The sequence below is a fragment of the Xanthobacter versatilis genome, from assembly GCF_043193975.1.
GTDB lineage: Bacteria > Pseudomonadota > Alphaproteobacteria > Rhizobiales > Xanthobacteraceae > Xanthobacter > Xanthobacter autotrophicus_E.
Window position 1 is genome coordinate 754,752 of the sequence record NZ_JBAFVB010000002.1, and the last position, 21,101, is coordinate 775,852.

Sequence of the window (21,101 nt, forward strand, 5' to 3'; positions counted from 1 at the left end):
CAGGCAGAGCGTGGTCCGGCTGGATCGAACGGTATTAAGGTCCGTGCTGCGGTCTTCTCTTTGGGTCGTGGCGCGATCTAAGGTTCCGGCTGTTTCAACCCTTGCGCGATCACGCGCGACACCCCGCCAGCGGCGGCACTGGCCATCCTGCAGGGTTTTCGATAGAAGGCGCCCCCATGCGGGAGGTGCCAGCAACGCGCGTCGGCCGGCGCCACGTGTTCTTCGTGGCCGGGTACGATCCCATGACGGTGGATGGCCACCATCGCATCTTCTTGCGCGAGCTGAAGCGGTTCGGCACGGTCTGGCGGGCGGCGACGCGCTGCCGCGACGCCGCCCCGGTTGAGACGCCCACCGGCGCGTTCTGGCAGTCCGAGGCGGAAGGCCCGGGCTGGCACACCGCGACCACCTTCGAGATCCTGGCCTGGGACGACCTCGCCCGCGCCGACATGGAGCGGCCGGTGCGCTCCCACCTGCGCGGCTCCCTGCGGGCCATCGTCGACATGGTGACCAGCGGCACGCTGCTCGCCTATTTCCGCACCAGCCGGCGCTACGGCTTCTTCTTCCTGTTCACCTATCTGCTGCTGCTCGCCTTCTGGGCGGCGGCGGTTGCGGGGGGCTTCGTGGTAGCGCACACGCTGGCGCCCTATCTCGGGGCTGTGGCGGCAGGGCTGTGCGGGGTGGTGGCCGCCCTCGCCTGCAGCCTGCTGCTGATGCGCTGGCCGGGGCGGCGCTTCCGCCTGCGGCAATCCCTCGATCTTGCGGAATTCTCGGTGGATTTCGCCCGTGGTCGCCATCCCGAGGTGGATGCGCGGGTGGCCGCCTTCGCCGGGCGGCTGCGCGCCGTGGAAGCCGCTGCCGGGCACGAGGGCGCGGACGAGGCGGGTGTGGACGAGATCGTCATCGCCGGGCACAGCCTCGGCGCCATGCATGCGGTGTCGACGGTGGCTGCCGCGCTCGATCAGGACCCGGATTTCGGCACACGGGTTCGCGTGCGCATCCTCACCCTCGGCAGCACCACCGCGAAGTTCGCGCTGCACCCGGCCGGCGCTCGGTTGCGGGCTGCGGCGCAGCGGGTGGCGGACGCGCCGCAGATCGGTTGGGTTGAGGTGCAGTCGCGGGACGACATCGTCTCCTTCTACAAGGTCAATCCGGTGACCCTGGAGCGCGCCACCTTTGCCGAGCCGCAGCTGACGGTGGGGGATTTCACGCAGCGCCCGCTGCTGCGGCACGTGCCGGTGCGCGACATGGTTTCGGCGGCCACCTACCGGCGCTTTTTCTTCGATGTCATGCGGCGCCACTGCCAGTGCTTCCTGGCGAGCGACATCCGCGCCCCACATGATTTCTACGCCTATGTGTGCGGCCCGTTCGCCTTCGACGTGCTGGCCGCCCACCTCCATGCCCTTTGTGCCTATGTGGCGCCCGACGGCACCCCCCTGCCCGCCGCCATCGACGCGGACGGACGCCTGATGGCCCTCCCCGAGCATGGCCGGTCCTGACCATGCCCTTTCCTGAACGAGCGAGCCCGCAATGAGCCTCGTCCTCTTCGCCAAGATCGCCTGGGCGGTCGGCGTCGTCTCCTGGTACGTGCTGCGCATCCCCTTCCAGCGCAAAGCGCGGCGCCAGCAGGTGGCCGACGCGCGCCACCGCACCGCCCGCGACATGACGCTGCTCACGATCTCAACCCTGGGCCTCGGCGTGCTGCCGGCCATCTATGCCCTCACCTCGTTCCCGCGCTTTGCCTCCTACGCGCCGGCGCCGGCGCAGGTGGTGGCGGGGGTGCTGGTGTTCGCGGCGGCGCTGTGGCTGTTCTGGCGCACCCACCGCCAGCTCGGACGCAACTGGTCGGTGACGCTGGAGATCAAGGATAAGCACAAGCTCATCACCTCCGGCGTCTATGAGCGGGTGCGCCACCCCATGTATTCCGCCTTCTTCCTGTGGGCGCTGGCGCAAGCGCTGCTTTTGCCCAATTTCATCGCCGGCCCGGCAGGACTGGTGGGCTTCGGCACCCTGTTCTTCTTTCGGGTGGGACGGGAAGAGAAGATGATGCGCGAGGCCTTCGGCGCCGAATACGAGGCCTATGAGAAGCGCACCAAGCGCGTCATTCCCGGCCTGTACTGAAGGAACAGAGCGCGAAAATCGCGCTGGCAGCGATTCGGTCCCGCCCTGTTCGCCCTGCGTGCCGATGCGGACGGGAAGACGTGTCATTTCGGGACAGGGGAACGTGCTCTGCCCGGCCCCGCCCGGGATGACCCTACTTCGCCGGCGCCTTCCTGCCCCTGGCAGCGCGACGGCCGGTGGAGCCGCGCACGATCAGCTCGGGCGGGGTGACACGGATGGTGATGCCGCTGGCTGCGCCGGACATCTGCTCCAGTAGCAGGCGCGCCGCCTCCGCACCCATTTCCTGATGACGGATCCGCACCGAGGTCAAAGGCGGGCTGACCATGTCCACCAGCGGCATGTCGTTGTGCCCCACCACCGACACGTCGGCGGGACAGGACAGGCCCCGCTCGCCCAGCGCGCCATAAAGGCCCAGCGCCAGCAGGTCGTTGGCGGCGGCCACGGCGGTGAGGTCGCCGAACCGGTCGAGCAGCGCTCCGCCCGCCACCGCCCCGGCTTCACGGCTGTAGGCGGAAGCACACATCACCGCTGAGGCGTCCAGCCCGGCGCGCTCCATGGCCTCCCGGAAGCCCTGCAGGCGCAGCACGCCGGTGGAGAGGTTCTGCGGCCCGGCGAGGTGGCCGATGCGCCGGTGCCCGAGCCCGATGAGGTGCTCCACCGCGATGCGCATCCCGTTGAGATCATCGGAGATGACGGCCGGCGCCCGGTGGCGCGCCTCGGCACGATTGACCAGCACGGTCGGCACGCGCGCATCGAGGCAGCGGGTGAGGACCGGATCGTCCTCCTGCTGCACGGTGGCGAGGATGAGACCTTCCACCCGGCGTCCGATCAACTGGTCGACCACATCGATCTGCCGCGCCACGTCCGAGCCTGTATTGGCGATGAGGGCGGAATACCCGTTCTTCGCGAGCACATCCTCGATGCCGCAAAGAATTGGCGCGAAGACCAGATTGGCCATGTCGGGAACGGCGATGCCGACGAGATGGGAATGCTTGGTGCGCAGGCCGGCGGCCATGGCGTCGCGACGATATCCCAGCCGCCGGGCCGCGGCCTGGATCCGCTCGGCCACGTCATCGGCGACGAGGTGGGCGGTCTGCGGATTGAGCGCCCGCGAGGCGGTGGAGCGGTGCACACCGGCCGCGTCCGCGACCGCTTGAAGGGTGGGGTGCAGACGAGGGGTTTCAGTCACGTTGGGGGGACGAGGCTCCGCAGGTTCGCACGTCGCCCTCTATCGCATCCGCACCCCGGCCGGACAAGGCGCTTGACACTTTACAATCGATTGCACATCATCCAGCAATCGATTGCAGATAATGCAGCCACCGGGAGAGGAATGCCATGCCAACAGCCCGATCAGCGGCGGTCCAGCCGCCGCCGGCGCCCTCCAGCATCATCACCGGCGAGGGATCGCTGACCGACATCGTCATCGCCGCCATGGCGGGCACGGCCGACCGGCGGACCCGCGAGGTGGCCGAGGCCTTCGTGCGCCACATGCACGCCTTCGCCCGGGAAGTACGGCTCACCGAAGCCGAGTTCGAATACGGCATCGACTTCCTGAACCGGATCGGTCAGGCGACCCATGACCTGCACAACGAGGCCATCCTGTTCTCGGACGTGATCGGATTCTCGACGCTGGTCTGCCTGCTGAACAACGGCAATGCCGGCGCCACCGAGACCGCATCCGCCCTGCTCGGTCCGTTCTGGCGCATGAATTCGCCCCGCGTCGCCAATGGCGGCAGCCTGATACGCTCGCCCACGCCGGGACCGGCGCTGTTCGCCGATTGCCGCGTCACCGATCCCAAGGGCCTGCCGCTCGCCGGGGTGGAGGTGGATGTCTGGCAGGCCTCGCCCGTGGGTCTCTACGAGAACCAGGACCCCGGCCAGTGCGACATGAACCTGCGCGGGAAATTCACCACCGATGCGGACGGCCGCTTCTCGTTCCGCTCGGTGAAGCCGGCGGGCTATCCGGTGCCAACCGACGGCCCCTCCGGAGACCTGCTGCGGGCGCAGGGGCGCCACCCCTTCCGCCCGGCGCACCTGCATTTCCTGGGGTTCAAGGAGGGCTACAAGACCCTCGTCACCCAGGTGTTCGTGGACGACGACGAGCGACTGGAAAGCGACGTGGTGTTCGGCGTCACCGCGCATCTGGTCGGCAATTACCGGCCCGGCAAGGGCACCCCGCCCGCGTCGGACGTGACCGGCCCCTGGTATCGCCTCGACTACCAATTCGTCATGGAGCCCGGCGTGGCGAAGCTGCCCCGGCCGCCGATCAAGTGATCCCGACGCCAGCCCTTTAATTCAAAGAGGTCGATCATGACATCCGCAGCCGCCCGCATCGCGGGCGAGGCCGCCGGCACGCCCGTGCCCCACCGGCCCCTTTATCCGCGCTCGCTTGAGGGCAAGGTCGCCCTCGTGGTGGGCGGAGCCGGTGCCATCGGCAGCGCCACCAGCCGCATGCTCGCCCAGGCCGGCGCGACGGTGGCGGTGACGCACATGGCGTCGGAAGCCGATGCCCGCGCCGCCGCGGCCCTCACGGCCGAACTGGGCGAAAGCCACGCCGCCTTCCCGGCGGACGTGAGCGATACCGAAACGCTCATCGAGGTGCGCGACCAGATCGCGGCGCGCTATAGCCGCCTCGACATTCTGGTGAATGCGGCGGGCTTCACCCGGCCGGTGCCCCACGCCGACCTCGACGGCCTGACCGACGAACTGATCGACCGCATGTTCCAGGTGAACTGGCGCGGACAGTTCGCGAGTGTGCGCACCTTCGCCCCGCTGCTGAAGGCGTCGGGCGACGGGCTGATCGTGTCCATCTCCTCCATCGCCGCCTTCACCGGCGTCGGCTCGTCCATCGCCTATTGCGCGGCCAAGGCCGGCATCGACGTGATGACCAAGGCGCTCGCCCGAGCCCTCGCCCCGGAGATCCGCGTCCTCGCCATATCCCCCGGCGTGGTGGACACCGCCTTCGTCCCCGGGCGCGGGGCGGACTTCAACGACAAGGTCACCAGTTCCACCCCGCTGCGGCGGATCGCCGAGGCGGACGACATCGCCGCCGCCATCACCGCCTGCGCCACCATGCTCGGCTACTCGACCGGACACATCATCCAGGTCGACGGCGGCCGGGCGTTGTGAGGGAGGTCTCCATGCGCGCGCCGAAGGACAAGGTCTTCATCACCTGCGCCATCACCGGCAACCTCACGCGGCCGGAGCAGACGCCCCATCTTCCCATCACGCCGCAGGAGATTGCCGAGGCATCCCTCGGTGCCGCCGAGGCCGGCGCGGCGGTGGTCCACCTGCATGTGCGGGACCCGGAGACGGGCCGGCCCTCCATGTCGCTCGCCTATTATCGCGAGGTGGTCGATCAGATCCGGGCCCGTAACACCCAGCTTATCATCAACCTGACCACAGGGCCGGGCGGGCGCTTCGTGCCCTCGCCGGACGCCCCCAGCGTCGCCGGCCCCGGCACCACCCTCACCACTCCGGAACTGAGGGTGGAGCATGTGGCGCTGCTGAAGCCGGACATCTGCACCCTCGACCTCAACACCATGAATTCCGGCAATGAGGTGGTGATCAATACGCCGCGCAACGTGCGCCGCATGGCGCAGGTGATCGCCGGCGCCGGCGTGAAGCCGGAGATCGAGCTGTTCGACAGTGGCGACATCGCCCTGATGCGCGACCTGCTCGCCGACGGCACCTTGCGGGGGCCCGCGCTCTGCTCCTTCGTGATGGGGGTGAAGTACGGCTTCCAGCCCTCGCCGGAAACCGTGCTCTACGCCCGCAATCTGTTGCCGGCGGACGCCCAGTTCACCGCCATCGGCATCGGGCGCAGCGCGTTCCAGACCGTGGCCATGTCCTATCTCGCCGGCGGCCATGTGCGCGTCGGGCTCGAGGACAGCGTCTATCTCGCGCGCGGCCGGCTCGCCGCCTCCAACGCCGAAATGGTGGAGAAGGCGCGCCGGATCGTCGAGGACCTGGGCGGGCAGATCGCCTCTCCCCGCGAGGCCCGCGACCTCATCGGCCTGCCCACCCGCCTCGCCGACGCCAGAAGCGTCGCCTGAGCGGCTCCCGCCCCCACTGCTTGAAAACGTAAGGAGGTCCCCGTGACCGCAGTCGCACTTTCCCCAAACCCGTGCGCCGGCCTGGCGGTGGACGCCACCGCCCTGCGCTTCGACCAGCGCGCCACCAGCCCGGACGCTGTAAAGCCCCGCCTCGAACGACGCACGCTGTTCCGCACAAAGCCAGCCGACGCCCTGGTGGAAATCCGGGCCGCCGCCGTCAATCCGTCCGACGTGAAGGCCGCCATCGGCCTCATGCCCTATGCGGTGTTTCCCCGCACGCCGGGGCGCGACTTCGCCGGCATCGTGATCGATGGCCCCTCCGACTGGCTCGGCAAGGCGGTGTACGGCTCGTCCGGCGACCTCGGCATCCGCCGCGACGGCACCCACGCCACCCACCTCGTGGTGGAGGCGGACGCCCTGGTGGAAAAGCCTGAGGGCATCTCGCTTCAGGAGGCGGCGGGCATCGGCGTGCCGTTCGTCACCGCCATCGAGGGCTTCCGCCGCGCCGGCCTGCCCCGGCCGGGTGAAACCGTGCTGGTGCTGGGCGTCAACGGCAAGGTGGGTCAGGCTGCGGCGCAGATCGCCACCTGGCGCGGGGCGCGGGTGATCGGCGTGGTGCGCAAGGCCGAGCCCTATGCCGGCCATGCCAGCGGGCCGGTGACCCTCATCAATTCCTCCGCTCAGGATGTAGCCTCCACGGTGAAGGAACTCACCGATGGGCGGGGCGCCGACATCGTGTTCAACACGGTGGGCGATCCCTATTACGCGGAAGGCACCGCATCCCTCGCCAAGACCGGGCGGCAGATCTTCATCGCGGCAGTGAACCGCATCGTCGAATTCGACATCTTCGCCTTCTATCGCGGCCGGCACACCTACGTGGGCATCGACACGCTGGCCCTGTCGTCCATCGAGACGGCGGACGTGCTGCGCGAGCTGGCGCCGGGCTTCGCGGGCGGCCAGCTGCGGCCCTTCCCCATCACTGCGGACGGCGTCTTCGCCCTGAAGGACGCGGCCGAGGCCTATGCCCGCGTGAGCGGGTCCGCGCGCGATCGCGTCATCCTCGTGCCCGGCGCGTGAGGTGCTGCCATGAACGTCATGCGATTTGACCAGGCCCCGCCCTACCAGGCCCCCGGACATGCGCTGATGCACATGGTCCGGCTCCAGGGCCGGGAGGCCGGCCCCGCCGATTGCCTGTGGCTAGGCCTGTCCACCATCGAGCCCGGCGGCGGCACGACCCTCGACGCCTCAGGCGTGGAGAAGATGTACGTGGTCCTCGACGGCGAGGTGACCGTCAGCAACGGGCAGGAGGAGGCGACATTGCGGCCATGGGATTCCTGCCGGATCGCCCCCAACGAGAGCCGCGCACTCAGGAACAATACGAACCGCATCGCGCGGATCCTGCTCGCCATGCCGCTTTAAGGCGGGACCGGGACGGCCATCCGCCCCTGAACCGAGGATCGCGAACGCAGCCTCAAGCTGCCGGCGGGCGCGAAGGAGAACCCGTGTCCGCCCGCCTGCCCGCTGGCGGACATGAAGGCCTGAACCGTCGAGGCCCGGCCAAGATCAAGGTTAAGACCAAGAACAGAAAGCGGCCCCGCAAGTCGCTCTCACAGGAAACCGTCCGACACACAGCCTGATCGCGCCAATCCGCCCGGTCGAGGCCTTTTCCCAGGGAGGATACGATGGCCTTTGCCACAGCGAAACCTGTCACCCGGAAGCCGTTCTACAAGATACTCTACGTCCAGGTCCTGTTCGCCATCGCCGTCGGCATCGCGCTGGGCCATTTCTGGCCCACCCTCGCGATCCAGATGAAGCCGCTGGGCGACGGCTTCATCAAGCTGATCAAGATGCTGATCGCGCTGGTGATCTTCTGCACCGTGGTTTCCGGCATCGCCGGCATGGAAAGCATGAAGAAGATCGGGCGCATCGGCGGCAAGTCTTTGCTGTATTTCGAGGTGGTGTCCACCCTCGCGCTGGCCATCGGCATGATCGTCGGCAACGTGCTGCGCCCCGGCGCCGGCTTCAACGTGGATCCGGCCACACTCGATGCAAAAGCTGTCATGAGCTATGCCGGCAAGGCGCAGGAACAGACCATTGTCGAGTTTCTGCTGAACATCATCCCCAATACCGTGGTCGATGCCTTCGCCAAGGGCGATATCCTCTCGGTGGTGATGATCTCTGTTCTGTTCGGCTGCGTGCTGTCGCGGCTGGGAGAGAAGGGCCGGCTGGTCAAGGAGATGATCGACGGCACCAGCGGCCTCGTGTTCGGCGCCATCAACGTGGTCATGAAGCTGGCGCCCGCCGGCGCTTTCGGGGCCATGGCCTTCACCATCGGGCGCTACGGCATCGCATCGCTTGGCCCGCTGCTCCAGCTCATCCTCGCCTTCTACCTCACCTCCCTCATCTTCGTGCTGGTGGTGCTCGGGGCGATCGCGCGGGCAGCCGGCTTCAGCATCATCAGGTTTCTCGCCTACATCAAGGAAGAGATCCTGATCGTGCTCGGCACCAGTTCCTCGGATTCCGCTCTGCCCTCGCTGATGGCAAAGCTGGAGCGGCTCGGCTGCTCCAGGCCGGTGGTCGGCCTCGTGGTGCCCACGGGCTATGTCTTCAACACCGACGGCACCAGCATCTACATGACCATGGCGGCCCTGTTCGTGGCCCAGGCCACCAATACCGACCTGACGCTGACCCAGCAGCTGTCGATCTTCGCGGTGGCCATGCTCACCTCGAAGGGGGCGAGCGGGGTCACCGGCGCCTCCTTCATCGCCCTGGTGGGGACGTTGTCGGTGGTGCCCACCATCCCGGTGGCGGGCATGGCGCTGATCCTCGGCATCGACCGCTTCATGAGCGAGGCGCGGGCGCTGGTGAATATGATCGGCAACGGCGTCGCCACCGTGGTGATGGCCCGCTGGGAAGGCGAGCTCGACCATGCGCGGCTCACTGCCGTGCTGCGCGGCGAAGCGGTGCAGGACGAGCTGTCGCTTGGGCATGAGGCGGGGGAGCCCGAGCCCCTGCGGCCGGCGGTGGCTCAGCCCGCCGCCTGAGGCAAGACCGGACGGCTCATCCAACGCAAAGAGGCGCCCACAGGCGCCTCTTTTCCGTTACGGCACGCCAAACCCGTGCCTCGCGCCGAAAGCCCCTATCCGTCCGCATCCAGCGGCGCAGTGCCGGAGGGGCGGCCATCGGCGTCGCGGGTGATGGTCTCGACGCGGGCTTCCGCCGCCCGCAGCAGGGTCTCGCAGCGCATCTTCAAGGCCTCGCCCCGTTCGTACATGGCGATGGATTCCTCCAGCGGCACGCTGCCCCGCTCAAGATTGCCGACGATGGCCTCCAGCTCAGCCAGCGCCTGCTCGAAGCTGAGCTTGTCCACGCCCGCGGCCGGTCCGGCGCTCTGGGCTGACTTGGCGCTGGTTGCCTTTGCTGCCTCGGCCATGGCCGCCTCCGCTGATTCCCTTTGCGCCCACCTTATACCGATCCGGACCCGGCTCACCCATGTCCCGGAATTTCGGGCGGTGTCGCAGGGGGCAAAGGCGCTTCACTGCGCGCCGGGACCCCATCCCAAATCAGCCGGGGTGGCCCCGGCGCCCGCCCTTTGGTAGAAGCCGGCCAGAAATCAGGAAAACACCCTCATGTTGCCCGCGGCGTCCGCGCCCCTTCCGCCCCGCGATCCCTCAAGCCTCGAAGATGCGCTCATTGCGTGCTTCGAGACTGCCGGCTTCTCGCGCCACGACCCGCCCATCCTCCATCCGGCGGACGCGTTCCTCGATCTGTCGGGGGAATCCATCCGCCGCCGTATGTATCTGACGGCGGACGCGGACGGGCGCGAACTGTGCCTTAGGCCCGACATCACCATTCCCGTGGCCCGCGCCGTCATCGCCGAGCGCATGCCGCTGCCGGCGCGCGTGAGCTATCTGGGCCCCGTGTTCCGCTTCCGGGGCGAGGGATCGGGCGAGTTCCGGCAAGCGGGCGTGGAATCCTTCGGCCGCACCGACATTGAGGCGGCCGACGCGGAGATGGTCGCCCTCGGCCTCAACGCCTGCGCGCTCTATGGCGTCCCGCAGCCGGAGATACGGCTCGGCGACGTGGGTCTGTTCGCCGCGCTGCTTGAAGCGCTGCCCCTGGCCCCCGCCCTGCGCCGGCGGCTGCTGAAGGATTTCGGCCAGAGCCGGCTTGATGCCGACCTAGGCCGCCAGAAGGCGCGCCCGCAGGAAAGCGCCTCGGCCCATGCCGGCGTGCTGGCCGCCCTCACCGGCGCCGATCCCGAGGCGGCGCGGGCGCTGATCACCGATCTTTTGTCCATCGCCGGCATCTCTACCGTGGGCGGACGCACCGTGTCCGAGATCGCCGAACGCTTCCTGGAGCAGTCCTCGCTGGAGGCTGGCGCCGGCCTCTCCGGCGAGACCGGCGAGATCCTCTCACGCTACCTTGCCATCTCCGGCACGCCGGACGAGGCCTCCGCCCGCATGAGGGCGCTGGCGGCGGACGCGGGCATCGACCTGTCCGCCGCCCTCGACACCTTCGACCGGCGCACCGGCTTCCTCACCGCTTTTGCGGTGAACCTGTCGGACGTGCGCTTCTCCAGCGCCTTTGGGCGGCCGCTGGACTATTACAGCGGCATGGTCTTCGAGCTGCACGACACCAGCGGTCGCACCGATGGGCCGCTGGTGGCCGGCGGGCGCTACGACAAGCTGTTGGCGCGCCTCGGCGCCGAGACCAGCGTGCCCGGCGTCGGCCTCGCGGTGTGGGTGGAACGCCTCGCCGCCCTCGCCCTCGCCCCCTTCCCTGCTGCCGTGGAGGGCGCCCGATGACCAGCCCGCTCATTCTCGCCGTGCCCTCCAAGGGCCGGCTGCAGGAGAATGTCCACGCCTTCTTCTCCCGCGCCGGCATGCCGCTGACGCAGGCGCGCGGCGCCCGCGACTATCGCGGCGCCCTCGGCGGCGTGGACAATGTGGAGGTGGCTTATCTCTCCGCCTCCGAGATCGCGGCAGCTCTTGCCGCCGGCGCCGCCCACATCGGGGTGACGGGCGAGGACCTGGTGCGCGAGAACATCCTGGAGGCGGACAGCCGGGTCGCGCTGCTGGAAAAGCTGGGCTTCGGCCACGCCAACGTGGTGGTGGCGGTGCCGCAGGCCTGGATCGACGTGCGCACCATGGACGATCTCGACGACGTGGCGAGCCACTTCCACGGCCGCACCGGCCGGCGCATCCGCGTCGCCACCAAATATGTGAACCTGACCCGGGGCTTCTTTGCCCGCTACGGCATTGTGGATTACCGCATCGTCGAAAGCGCGGGCGCTACCGAAGGCACCCCGGCCTCCGGCTCGGCCGAGCTGATCGTGGACATCACCACCACCGGCGCGACGCTGGCCGCCAACGCCCTGAAGGTGGTGGACGACGGCATCATCCTGAAGTCGGAAGCCAATCTCGTGGCCTCGCTCACCGCCAACTGGAGCGGCAGCGCGCTTTCGGCGGCGCGGGCCATGTTCGACCGGCTGGGGGCGGAAAAGCGCGCGCGAACCATGCGCGAGGTGCGCACCCGCTTCGCGAGCTGCGACGCCTCCCTGGTGGAGCAGGCGGTGGCGCGCTATCGCTGCGTCGCACCGTTCGGCGGCCCCACCTCCTCCGGCATGCTGACCCTGCACTGCCCGCCGGATACGCTGCACGGGCTCGCCACCTTCCTGCGCGAGCAGGGCGCGAGCATGGTGACCGTTGGTCCCATCGAATATGTGTTCGCCGCAGACAATCCCCTGTTCGAGGCCCTGGAAGCGCGTCTCGGCTGAAACCGAGACGCCGCCGGCGCCCCGCTGCGCCGGTGCAGTGACCTCTAGTTGTTGCCGAGGCCGCGGTCACCCTGGTCGATAAACTCGTCATCGATCCTTCGGGGGGTGGGTTCGATCACGATCACGCGCATCTGCGTGAACGGATCCTCACGCAGTTCGACGCCACGGGAATAACCGAGTTCCCGATACCGCATGTTGGGCTGCGCGTAAGGGCCCGTGTAATACATGCCCTGGGCTTCCGCATCCGCTTGCGCTCGGGAATGCTCGTCGGCACCCATGGCGGCGCCGGCGGTGAGGACGGTGGTGGCGAGAGCGATGGCTCCAAAAGTTTGATGGCGCATCTTCATCTCCATCGGTTGGAAACGGAGGTTCCGTTCCAATAGAGGATCACCTGTTGATGCAACCGCCCCTGAATAAGGGGCTTTTTTTGCAATAGTGTGGTCCGGAATCGCGGTCAATCAGCCCCCCTGTCCGGCCGGTGAGGATGTCGGTACGGTGGGCCGGGAACCGGGTGCCGCCGCGCGGTAGCGAGGGGGATTCAGCCATTTGGCTGCGGTATTCAGGGCGGGTGCCCGTTCACCGCCTTCCCACTCGGGTCCGGGGGCTTTACTCTCCGCCGGCCGATTGAATGCGCCTCTGCGCCGCGTGATCGAGCCGGGTCTGCCTGGGCCGACGAGTGCGGACGGGACGTCCGTCTCTGTCGAGGTTCGGTGCGGTCCGTCTGGACGGAACGCACGCCAGACCGCAGCGAGAGAAGCGTTGCCCGAGGAGTTCTCCATGCGTGATGCCGAGCCCAAAGCCATCCACCTCGCCGACTACCGCCCGCCGGACTGGCTGGTGGACAAGGTGGAGCTGGACTTCGCGCTCCATCCCTCCCAGAGCCGCGTCACCGCCCGCCTCGCGCTGCGCCGCAACCCGGAGGGGACCGCCGGCGCGCCGGTGGTGCTGGAAGGTGATGGCCTGACGCTGATACGCCTCGCCATCGACGGCAAGCCGCTGGCCGGCCCGAGCTTCGAGGCGAGCCCCGAGCGCCTCACCCTCGCCCACCCGCCGGCCGACGCCTTCGTGCTGGAGGTGGAGACGCTGGTGGACCCCACCGCCAACACCCAGCTCATGGGCCTCTACCGCACGTCCGGCAATTACTGCACCCAGTGCGAGCCCGAGGGCTTCCGCCGCATCACCTATTATCCCGACCGGCCGGACGTGCTGTCGGTCTTCACCACCCGCATCGAGGCGGACAAGGCCGAGGCGCCGATCCTGCTCGGCAACGGCAATCTGGTGGAAAGCGGCGACATCCCCGGCACGGCGCGCCATTTCGCCGTGTGGCATGACCCGTGGCCGAAGCCCTCCTACCTGTTCGCGCTGGTAGGCGGGAAGCTTGCCAAGGTTTCCGACAGCTTCACCACCGTCTCCGGCCGCAAGGTGGAGCTGGGCATCTATGTGGAGGAGGGCAAGGAGGCCCGCGCCGGCTATGCCATGGACGCGCTGAAGCGCTCCATGCGCTGGGACGAGGAGGCCTTCGGCCGCGAATACGACCTCGACGTGTTCAACATCGTGGCCGTCTCCGACTTCAACATGGGGGCCATGGAGAACAAGGGCCTCAACGTCTTCAACGACAAATACGTGCTGGCCACCCCCGAGACCGCCACCGACGCCGATTATTCCGGCATCGAGGGGGTCATCGCCCACGAATATTTCCACAACTGGACCGGCAACCGCATCACCTGCCGCGACTGGTTCCAGCTGTGCCTGAAGGAAGGCCTCACCGTCTTCCGCGACCAAGAATTCTCCTCCGACCAGCGCTCGCGTCCGGTGAAGCGCATCGCCGACGTGCGCATGCTCAAGGCGGCCCAGTTCACCGAGGATTCCGGCCCCCTCGCCCACCCGGTCCGGCCGCAAACCTATCGCGAGATCAACAACTTCTACACCGCGACCGTCTATGAGAAGGGCGCGGAGGTGGTGCGCATGCTCAAAACCCTCCTGGGCGAGGAGGGGTTCCGAAAGGGCATGGACCTCTATTTCGAGCGCCATGACGGGGACGCCGCCACCATCGAGGATTTCGTCGCGTCCTTCGCCGACGCCACCGGCCGCGACCTCACCCAGTTTGCCCTCTGGTACGCCCAGTCGGGCACGCCGCTCCTCAACATCAGCGGCAGCTATGACAAGGAGGCCGGCACCTTCCGCCTCGACGTCAAGCAGTCGGTGCCGCCCACGCCGGGTCAAAGCGACAAGAAGCCCATGCTGATCCCGCTGGCCCTCGGTCTCGTGGGGCCAGACGGGCGCGACATGCCGCTGACGCTCGGCAACACACCGGTGGAACACGGCGTGATCGAGGTGAAGGAGGCCGCCCAGAGCTTCCTCTTCACCGGCCTCGACGCACGGCCAGTCCCCTCCCTCAACCGGGGCTTCTCCGCCCCCGTGAACCTCGTCAGCGACCTCACCGAGGCTGACCGGGTGTTCCTCGCCGCCCATGACGGCGATCCGTTCAACCGCTTCGATTCGCTGCAGCGCATCGCCCTCGAGCTGCTGAAGGCCGGCGCCCGGTCCGGCACCTTGCCGGCGCCGGACGCGCTGGTCACCGCCGCCGGCGCGGTGGTGGCGGATACCGCTCTCGATGCCGCCTTCAAGGCGCAGGCCCTCGCCCTCCCCGGCGAGAGCGAGGTGGCGCGCGAGCTGGGCAGCGATGTCAATCCCGACGCCGTCTTCGCCGCCCGCAAGGCGCTGCGGATCGCGGTGGGAACCGCCCTCGCGGCGGACTTTGCCCGCGTTTACGCGAGCACCGGGTCCGCCGGTGCCTTCTCACCCGACGCCGGCTCGGCCGGGCTGCGGGCGCTGCACAACCTAGCCCTCGATTATCTGGCCGTCACCGGCGCGGCCGAGGGAATCGCCCGCGCCAAGGCCCAGTTCGAGGCGGCGGACAACATGACCGACCGCTTCGCCGCCCTCGCCGTGCTGGCCCAGCACGACGTGCCGGAGCGCGAAGCCGCCCTCGACGCCTTCTATCGCCGCTTCGAGAGCGACGCGCTCGTGATCGACAAGTGGTTCGTGCTGCAGGCGCAGATCCCGTCCGAGGGGACGCTGGACCGGGTGAAGGGCCTGATGCTGCATCCGGCCTTCTCGCTCTCCAACCCCAACCGGGTGCGCTCCCTCATCGGAGCGTTCGCCGCCGCCAACCCCACCCAGTTCAACCGGGCGGACGGCGCCGGGCATGCCTTCGTGGCTGATACGGTGCTGAGCCTCGACGGCAAGAACCCGCAGGTGGCCGCGCGGCTGCTGGCGTCGTTCAAGACGTTCCGCCAGCTGGAGCCGGTGCGGCGCGCCAGCGCCGAGGCCGCCCTGCGCCGCGTGGCGCAGACCCCCGGCCTGTCGGCGGACGTCGCCGACATAGCCACCCGCTCCCTGGGGTGATGAAGGCCGCCCGTCGCTGAAAAGATGGCCCCTCCGGCGTGTCCTGAGGGGCCATCGCTGCCTTTGCACTTCATCAGGCCCGCGGACACAGGGAAGCCCCGGACACGCCGAAGCAGTCTGTGCCCGTCTGCGAAAAGACGCGCCCTCCTCCTCGATCGGAGCGCGGGAAGAACAGAGCGGGAAGCCCCGGCGGCATCCGATTCGGTCCTGCTGTGTTCCCGCCGGGTTCCAGCCCGTGGCGAAAGCTGTACCGAAACGAGACAGCGTCTTGCCCCTGCCGGAACGCCAAGTGCTGCGGCCGGCCCTGTTCGCGCCGTCCGGGCGAGACGTCATGGACCCATTCACGCGTTACACTACAGCCCAAAAAGAGTGTATAAACAGAACAACATAGCCGGGAGCGCACCATGGACGAGCTGATCTTCCGCCTCGCGGTCGCGCTCGCCATCGGGTTGGTGGTGGGGGTGGAGCGCGGCTGGCGCGAGCGCACCGAGCCGCCCGGAAGCCGCACCGCCGGGGTGCGCACCTATGCGCTGTGCGGCCTGCTCGGCGGGGTCAGTGCGGCGCTTGCGCAGGCGCTCGAAAGCCCGGCTGTCTTCATCGCCTCGAGCCTCGGCTTCGCCGCCGTCTTCGCCGGCTTCAAGTATCGCGAGATGGTGAAGGACGAGGATTTCGGCATCACCGGCATCATCGCCGCCCTTCTGGTGTTCGCCCTCGGCGCGCTGGCGGTGGCGGGAGACCCGGCGGCGGCAGGCGCGGCCGCCATTGCTGCCACCGGGCTTCTGGCGGCGCGCGAGGTGCTGCACGGCCTTCTTGCGAAGCTCACATGGGTGGAGCTGCGCTCGGCCCTCGTCCTGCTGGGGATGACGGTGATTGTCCTGCCCCTGCTGCCGGACCGCACCCTCGACCCGTTCGACAGCATCAACCTGCGGCAGATCTGGCTGTTCATGGTGCTGACTGCCACCATCTCCTTCGCCGGCTATGTGGCGGTGAGGGTGGCCGGGCCGGAAAAGGGCATCCTCATCAGCGCGCTGGCGGGGGCGCTGGTGTCCTCCACCGCCGTCACCATCGCCTTCGCCCGCCGCGCGGCGGCCGGGGAGCCGGCGACCCTGCTGGCCGGCGGCGCGGTTCTGGCGGCCATGGTCTCGCTGCTGCGGGTGCTGGTGATCTGCATGGTGGTGGCGCCCAGCCTGCTCGCCACCCTCGCCCCGCCGGCGCTGGCGGCGGCCCTGGCCTTTGCGGTCGCGGGTGGCGTTCTGGTGCGCCATGCCGGGGATGCGGAAGGCGAGGCCAGCCTTGGCAACCCGTTCGAACTCGGCCCCCTCGCCGCCTTCGCCGGCATGTTCGGCTTTGTCTCCGCGGTCAGCGGCATCCTCCTGAAATATGTGGGGCCGGGCAGCCTCTACCTCGTCAGCGCGGTGGCCGGCATCGTGGATGTGGACGTGCCGTCCCTGAATGCCGCCCGGCTCGCGGGCAACGGCCTGTCTCTGCACGGCGCCGCCCTCGCCATCCTGATCGCCATGGGCATGAACGCGCTGGGGCGAGTGGGGTTCGCGGTGGCGGCAGGGCCCGCCGGCTTCACCCTGCGTCTCGGCGCGGCCACCGCCGCGGCGGCGGGAGCGGCGCTTGTCGTCCTGCTGGTGGCGCAGGGGTGGTGATCGCTTCCGGTCGCTCGACGCGAGGGGCCGCATCTGGCTTGATGCGCCCGTGAACATAGCCTTGCCGAATCGCCTCTTCCTCGACGTCGCCCGCTCCGCCACCGGCCGCACCTGGCGTGAGCGCCTGGACGTGCGCGGCGCCCAGACCGCCCTCGCCATGGCCCAGCGCACCGGCATCAGCGAGCTGCTGGCCCGCGTGCTGGCCGGCCGCGACGTGCCGCTCGACGGGGTGGAGCAATATCTCGACCCCTCCATCCGCACCCTTCTGCCGGATCCCGACACCCTCACCGACATGGGCGCCGCCGTGGCGCGCCTCGTCCACGCGGTGACGAGCGGCGAGCAGGTGGCGGTGTTCGGCGACTATGACGTGGACGGCGCCTGCGCCACCGCCCTCATGGTGGGCGTGCTGCGGGCGGCGGGCCTCGATCCGCTGTTCCACATCCCCGACCGCATCTTCGAGGGCTATGGCCCCAACGTGCCGGCCATCGAGCAACTGGCAGCGCGCGGCGTCACGCTGCTGGTGACGGTGGATTGCGGCACCACCTCCATGGAGCCGCTCGCCGCTGCCCGGCGCCTCGGCATGGATACGGTGGTGATCGACCACCACCAGTCCGGCGAGCGCCTGCCGGACGCCGCCGCCATCGTGAACCCCAACCGGGAGGACGACCTCTCGGGCCTCGGCCATGTGTGCGCGGCGGGCCTCTCATTCGTCACCGCCGTGGGGCTGGTGCGGGCGTTGCGCCAGAACGGCCATTTCAACACCGCCCGCCCGGCCCCGGACCTGCTGGACACCCTCGATCTGGTGGCGCTCGCCACCGTGGCCGACGTGGTGCCGTTGAAGGGCCTCAACCGCGCCTTCGTCACCAAGGGCCTCCTTGCCATGCGCCGGCGCGGCCGCATCGGCCTCACCGCGCTGATGGACGCGGCCCGGCTCGACGGGCCGCCACGCCCGTTCCACCTCGGCTTCCTCATCGGCCCGCGCATCAATGCCGGCGGGCGCATCGGCGAGGCGACGCTGGGGGCGAAATTGCTCCTCACCCAGGACCCGGCCGAGGCCCGCCAGATCGCCGCCGAGCTGGACCGGCTCAACGGCGAACGGCAGGAGGTGGAGCGCGCCATCCTCGCCGCCGCCGAGGCGGAGGCCGAGGCCGCGCTGGGCCTGAGCGACGAAGGCTCGGTGATCGTGGTGAGCGGGGATGGCTGGCACCCCGGTGTCGTGGGCCTCGTGGCGTCGCGGCTGAAGGAGCGCTTCCAGCGCCCCGCCTTCGCTATCGCCTTCAACGGGGAGACCGGCACCGGCTCCGGCCGCTCGCTGCCCGGCGTCGACATCGGCCGCGCCGTGCGCGCGGCGCTGGAGGCAGGACTGCTGGTGAAGGGCGGCGGCCATGCCATGGCGGCCGGACTCACGGTGGAACGCGCGCGCCTCGGTGCCTTGCGCGCAGCCTTCGAGGAGCGCCTCGCCGCCGACGTGGCGCGGGCGCGGGCCGAGGGCACGCTGTCCATCGACGGCGCCCTCACCGCGCGGGGGGCGACGACGGACCTCGTCGAGATGGTCTCCCGCGCCGGGCCGTTCGGCGCCGGCAATGCCGAGCCGGTGTTCGCCTTTCCCGGCCATCGCATCAGCTATGTGGAGAGCTTTGGCGCCGGCCATGTGCGGGCGCGCATCTCATCCCCGGACGGCACCACCCTGAAGGCCACCGCCTTCCGCTGCGCCGAGGAGCCGCTCGGCCGCGCCCTGCTGGCCGCGCGCGGGCGGCCCCTGCACGTGGCCGGCAGCCTGGAGCTGGACACCTGGCAGGGCGAGACCCGCGTCGCCCTGCGCATCCGCGACGTGGCCGAGCCCGGCTGAGGCGCGGCCGGCCCGGCAGTCCTTGGCGTGCGGCTGACGGGTTGAGCCAACCGATCGAGATAACAGAGGCTTCTTCCGTGAAGGGACTGCTCACGATCCTGCTCTGCTTCAATGCCGGCTTCGTGGATGCGGCCGGCTTCGTCGCCCTCGGCGGGCTGTTCGCCGCCCATGTCACCGGCAATATCGTGGTCATCGCCGCGGCCGTGGCCCATGGCGATATGCCGTCGCTGGCCAAGATCATCGCCATGCCCGTGTTCGCCGTGGTGGTGATCGCTTCGCGGCTGTTCAGCCAATCCATGGCAGCGCGCGGCCGGGACGATTTCCGCATGCTGATGGCGGTGAAGCTGGTGCTGCTCGCCCATGCTGGGCTTGTGGCGGTTCAATCGGGACCCTTCCCCGATCCGGACACCGCGGCCGCCACCATGATGGCGATGACACTTGTCAGCGCCATGGCGTTGCAGAACGCGCTCCACCGCACCCACCTCACCGACACGCCGCCCTCGACCGTCATGACCGGCACGCTCACGCAGATCCTGTTGGATCTCACCAGTCTCTGGCGGCCGGCGGTGGGCACCGATGTGGCGCAGAACCGCGCCCGCCTCGCGCGCATGAGCACGAATCTGGGCGCATTCGCCTTGGGCTGCGGCACCGCCGGCCTGCTCTATCTGACGGTGGGCATGTGGTGCATGCTGCTGCCGCCGCTGGTCGCCGCGGCGGAGATCTTCACCCTGGGGCCGGACCAAAGCCCGGTGCGGGCCGGCTGAGGGCCCGCCCCCTCAGCGTTCCTCGGACACCCGCAGCGCGGCGCGGCCGGTGATCTTGCGCTTGCGCGGGGCCGGTGCGGCGGCTTGATCCTTCAAAGGTTCGTCCTTCGCCGCCGCATCCTTGCCCGCAGGCGCCTTCTTCGAGGCCGCCTTCTTCGCCGGCTTCTCGGGCGGGGCGGCGGGCTGGCGGCTGCCATCGGCGAGGGCGAGCAGGGCCTTGATGCGATCCCCCGGCTGGGCCAGCGCCGGCCCGTGGGGATCGGCGCGGGTGAGCAGCCCCTTGGTCTTGGGCGCCGGCACGCCGTCCAGCGCCTCCGCAAAGGCCGCGGGACCGAGCAAGGTGCGGATCTGCCGGACCTCATCCAGCGTGGTGCCGTCGGCGATCAGCTGGGCGCGCACGATTTCGTTCACCGCCTTGCGCGCGGCATGTCCGGCGGCGGGAAACAGCGCAGCCTTGCCGCCGATGGCCCCGAGCAGCCGGAAAAAATCGGTTTCCTCACCCATCGAGCCGTCTCCGTGTCTCGGTCACGAGGTCGCGCACCTGACCCAGCGCCCGGTTCCATTTCTGCTCGAATGTGGGCGCATAGGGAAAGTTTTCCGGATCCATGGCCCGTTCGATGGAGGCCTGGTTGTCCACCTCCAGATCGAACATCTCGAACACCGCGTCGGGCTCTTCCGCTTCGTTGCGCAGGCTGGCGAGGGTCTCGCGATGCTGGATCTTGTTGCCGTTCACCCGGCTAGCCAGCACCACCGGCCGCCTCTTGGGCTGCGGCAACGCGGAGCGGGTGACATGGGCATTCTCCCACACCGACGCGCGGAAGGCATCAAAGCCGAGGGTGGAAAGATAATCGGGGATGGTGGGCACCACCACCATGTCGGCAAGGCGGATGGCCACCTCGGTGAAGGCGGAGATGCCGGGCGCGCAATCGAACAGCACATAATCGTAGCGCGCCTTGAGCAGGACCAGCGCCTCCTCAAGCACCTTCAGCGACTGGCCCTCCAGCGAGCGGATGCCGTAATTCTTCTCGGTGAGGCGCAGCACGATCTCCCGCTCCAGAAGGCGCAGGCGGGGGCTGGCCACCACCATGTCGATGGCCAACGGCTCGCCGGCCTTCATGACGTGGGAGATGTCGCGCGCCAGATAGTCGGTGATGGGGGTGCGGTCGCCATAGAGCAGGCGGTCGGCGAGGAAGGATGTCACCGACCGGCGCTGTTCCAGGATTGCCTTCAGCTGGTCGTCCGGGGCGAAGCAATAGGAGGCGTTGGCCTGGGCGTCGAGGTCGAGCACCACAACCCTGTGCCCGGCCTCGGCCAGCCCTTCCGCCAGCATGACCACCGTGGTGGTCTTGCCGACGCCCCCCTTCATGTTGGCAACGGCGATCACTCGCCCGTCAGCATTCGCCATCGGTGCCCCACCCCCGCCCGTTTGTGCGACGCAACATAACGGGGGAGAGGTGCCCGCTCAATACAACC

General features: G+C 69.1%; 19 protein-coding genes. 14 read left to right on the plus strand and 5 right to left on the minus strand.

Annotation, left to right across the window (positions count from 1 at the left end; all coding sequences use genetic code 11):
• Positions 1-176: 176 nt before the first annotated feature.
• Together V5F66_RS07075 and V5F66_RS07080 are read left to right on the plus strand one after the other, a co-directional pair.
• Positions 177-1,496, plus strand: coding sequence for a hypothetical protein (locus tag V5F66_RS07075; protein WP_394093543.1), 1,320 nt, complete (start codon positions 177-179; stop codon positions 1,494-1,496).
• A gap of 31 nt (positions 1,497-1,527) precedes the next feature.
• Entirely contained in the window at positions 1,528-2,118 is a 591-nt protein-coding gene (locus V5F66_RS07080; RefSeq protein ID WP_394093544.1) for a protein-S-isoprenylcysteine O-methyltransferase, read from the plus strand.
• A gap of 133 nt (positions 2,119-2,251) precedes the next feature.
• Here V5F66_RS07080 and V5F66_RS07085 read toward each other — a convergent pair whose 3' ends face one another.
• A complete protein-coding gene (locus V5F66_RS07085; protein ID WP_394093545.1) occupies positions 2,252-3,307 on the minus strand; it encodes a LacI family DNA-binding transcriptional regulator in 1,056 nt (351 codons plus the stop codon).
• 146 nt (positions 3,308-3,453) lie between these two features.
• Here V5F66_RS07085 and V5F66_RS07090 point away from each other — a divergent pair, with 146 nt between their 5' ends.
• The 6 genes from V5F66_RS07090 (at position 3,454) to V5F66_RS07115 (ending at position 9,217) form a co-directional block, all read left to right on the plus strand.
• The gene (locus tag V5F66_RS07090; protein WP_394093546.1) at positions 3,454-4,392 is read left to right on the plus strand and encodes a dioxygenase family protein; all 939 of its coding nucleotides are present in this window, start codon (positions 3,454-3,456) and stop codon (positions 4,390-4,392) included.
• 36 nt (positions 4,393-4,428) lie between these two features.
• Positions 4,429-5,247: an SDR family NAD(P)-dependent oxidoreductase gene (locus tag V5F66_RS07095; protein ID WP_394093547.1), complete on the plus strand. Its 819-nt coding sequence runs from the start codon at positions 4,429-4,431 to the stop codon at positions 5,245-5,247.
• Positions 5,248-5,258: 11 nt separating this feature from the next.
• The gene (locus tag V5F66_RS07100) at positions 5,259-6,173 is read left to right on the plus strand and encodes a beta-keto acid cleavage family enzyme (protein ID WP_394000434.1); all 915 of its coding nucleotides are present in this window, start codon (positions 5,259-5,261) and stop codon (positions 6,171-6,173) included.
• A gap of 42 nt (positions 6,174-6,215) precedes the next feature.
• On the plus strand, positions 6,216-7,250 hold the full coding sequence (locus V5F66_RS07105; protein WP_394093548.1) for a quinone oxidoreductase family protein: 1,035 nt from the start codon (positions 6,216-6,218) through the stop codon (positions 7,248-7,250).
• Positions 7,251-7,259: 9 nt separating this feature from the next.
• Positions 7,260-7,592, plus strand: coding sequence for a cupin domain-containing protein (locus V5F66_RS07110; RefSeq protein WP_012116714.1), 333 nt, complete (start codon positions 7,260-7,262; stop codon positions 7,590-7,592).
• Positions 7,593-7,855: 263 nt separating this feature from the next.
• Complete coding sequence (locus tag V5F66_RS07115) at positions 7,856-9,217, plus strand: dicarboxylate/amino acid:cation symporter (protein WP_012116715.1); 1,362 nt, start codon at positions 7,856-7,858, stop codon at positions 9,215-9,217.
• A 95-nt stretch (positions 9,218-9,312) separates the two neighbouring features.
• Here the strand turns inward: V5F66_RS07115 and V5F66_RS07120 are convergent, their stop codons facing one another.
• Positions 9,313-9,606 carry an exodeoxyribonuclease VII small subunit gene (locus V5F66_RS07120; protein ID WP_012116716.1) on the minus strand — a complete coding sequence of 98 codons (294 nt, stop codon included), beginning with the start codon at positions 9,604-9,606 and terminating at the stop codon, positions 9,313-9,315.
• Positions 9,607-9,802: 196 nt separating this feature from the next.
• On the opposite strand from V5F66_RS07120, the gene V5F66_RS07125 reads away from it, so the two are divergent.
• On the plus strand, positions 9,803-10,981 hold the full coding sequence (locus V5F66_RS07125) for an ATP phosphoribosyltransferase regulatory subunit (RefSeq protein WP_012116717.1): 1,179 nt from the start codon (positions 9,803-9,805) through the stop codon (positions 10,979-10,981).
• Positions 10,978-11,952 (plus strand): ATP phosphoribosyltransferase, encoded by a 975-nt coding sequence (hisG, locus tag V5F66_RS07130; protein ID WP_012116718.1) that lies wholly within the window; start codon positions 10,978-10,980, stop codon positions 11,950-11,952. The genes V5F66_RS07125 and hisG overlap by 4 nt, the downstream gene beginning before the upstream one ends.
• 44 nt (positions 11,953-11,996) lie before the next feature.
• On the opposite strand, the gene V5F66_RS07135 is transcribed toward hisG, so the two are convergent.
• A complete protein-coding gene (locus V5F66_RS07135) occupies positions 11,997-12,410 on the minus strand; it encodes a hypothetical protein (RefSeq protein ID WP_394093549.1) in 414 nt (137 codons plus the stop codon).
• A gap of 319 nt (positions 12,411-12,729) precedes the next feature.
• Between V5F66_RS07135 and pepN the strand changes: the two genes are divergently transcribed.
• The 4 genes from pepN to V5F66_RS07155 all read left to right on the plus strand — a co-directional run bounded on the left by pepN (position 12,730) and on the right by V5F66_RS07155 (position 19,628).
• Positions 12,730-15,360, plus strand: coding sequence for an aminopeptidase N (gene pepN, locus V5F66_RS07140; protein WP_394052967.1), 2,631 nt, complete (start codon positions 12,730-12,732; stop codon positions 15,358-15,360).
• A 404-nt stretch (positions 15,361-15,764) separates the two neighbouring features.
• Complete coding sequence (locus tag V5F66_RS07145) at positions 15,765-17,015, plus strand: MgtC/SapB family protein (protein WP_394093550.1); 1,251 nt, start codon at positions 15,765-15,767, stop codon at positions 17,013-17,015.
• 61 nt (positions 17,016-17,076) lie between these two features.
• Positions 17,077-18,864 (plus strand): single-stranded-DNA-specific exonuclease RecJ, encoded by a 1,788-nt coding sequence (recJ, locus tag V5F66_RS07150; RefSeq protein WP_394093551.1) that lies wholly within the window; start codon positions 17,077-17,079, stop codon positions 18,862-18,864.
• 77 nt (positions 18,865-18,941) lie between these two features.
• Entirely contained in the window at positions 18,942-19,628 is a 687-nt protein-coding gene (locus V5F66_RS07155) for a YoaK family protein (RefSeq protein ID WP_394093552.1), read from the plus strand.
• Between the two features lie 12 nt (positions 19,629-19,640).
• Here V5F66_RS07155 and V5F66_RS07160 read toward each other — a convergent pair whose 3' ends face one another.
• Positions 19,641-20,132 (minus strand): hypothetical protein, encoded by a 492-nt coding sequence (locus V5F66_RS07160; RefSeq protein ID WP_394093553.1) that lies wholly within the window; start codon positions 20,130-20,132, stop codon positions 19,641-19,643.
• Positions 20,125-21,033, minus strand: coding sequence for a ParA family protein (locus V5F66_RS07165; RefSeq protein ID WP_012116725.1), 909 nt, complete (start codon positions 21,031-21,033; stop codon positions 20,125-20,127). The genes V5F66_RS07160 and V5F66_RS07165 overlap by 8 nt, the downstream gene beginning before the upstream one ends.
• Positions 21,034-21,101: the final 68 nt, after the last annotated feature.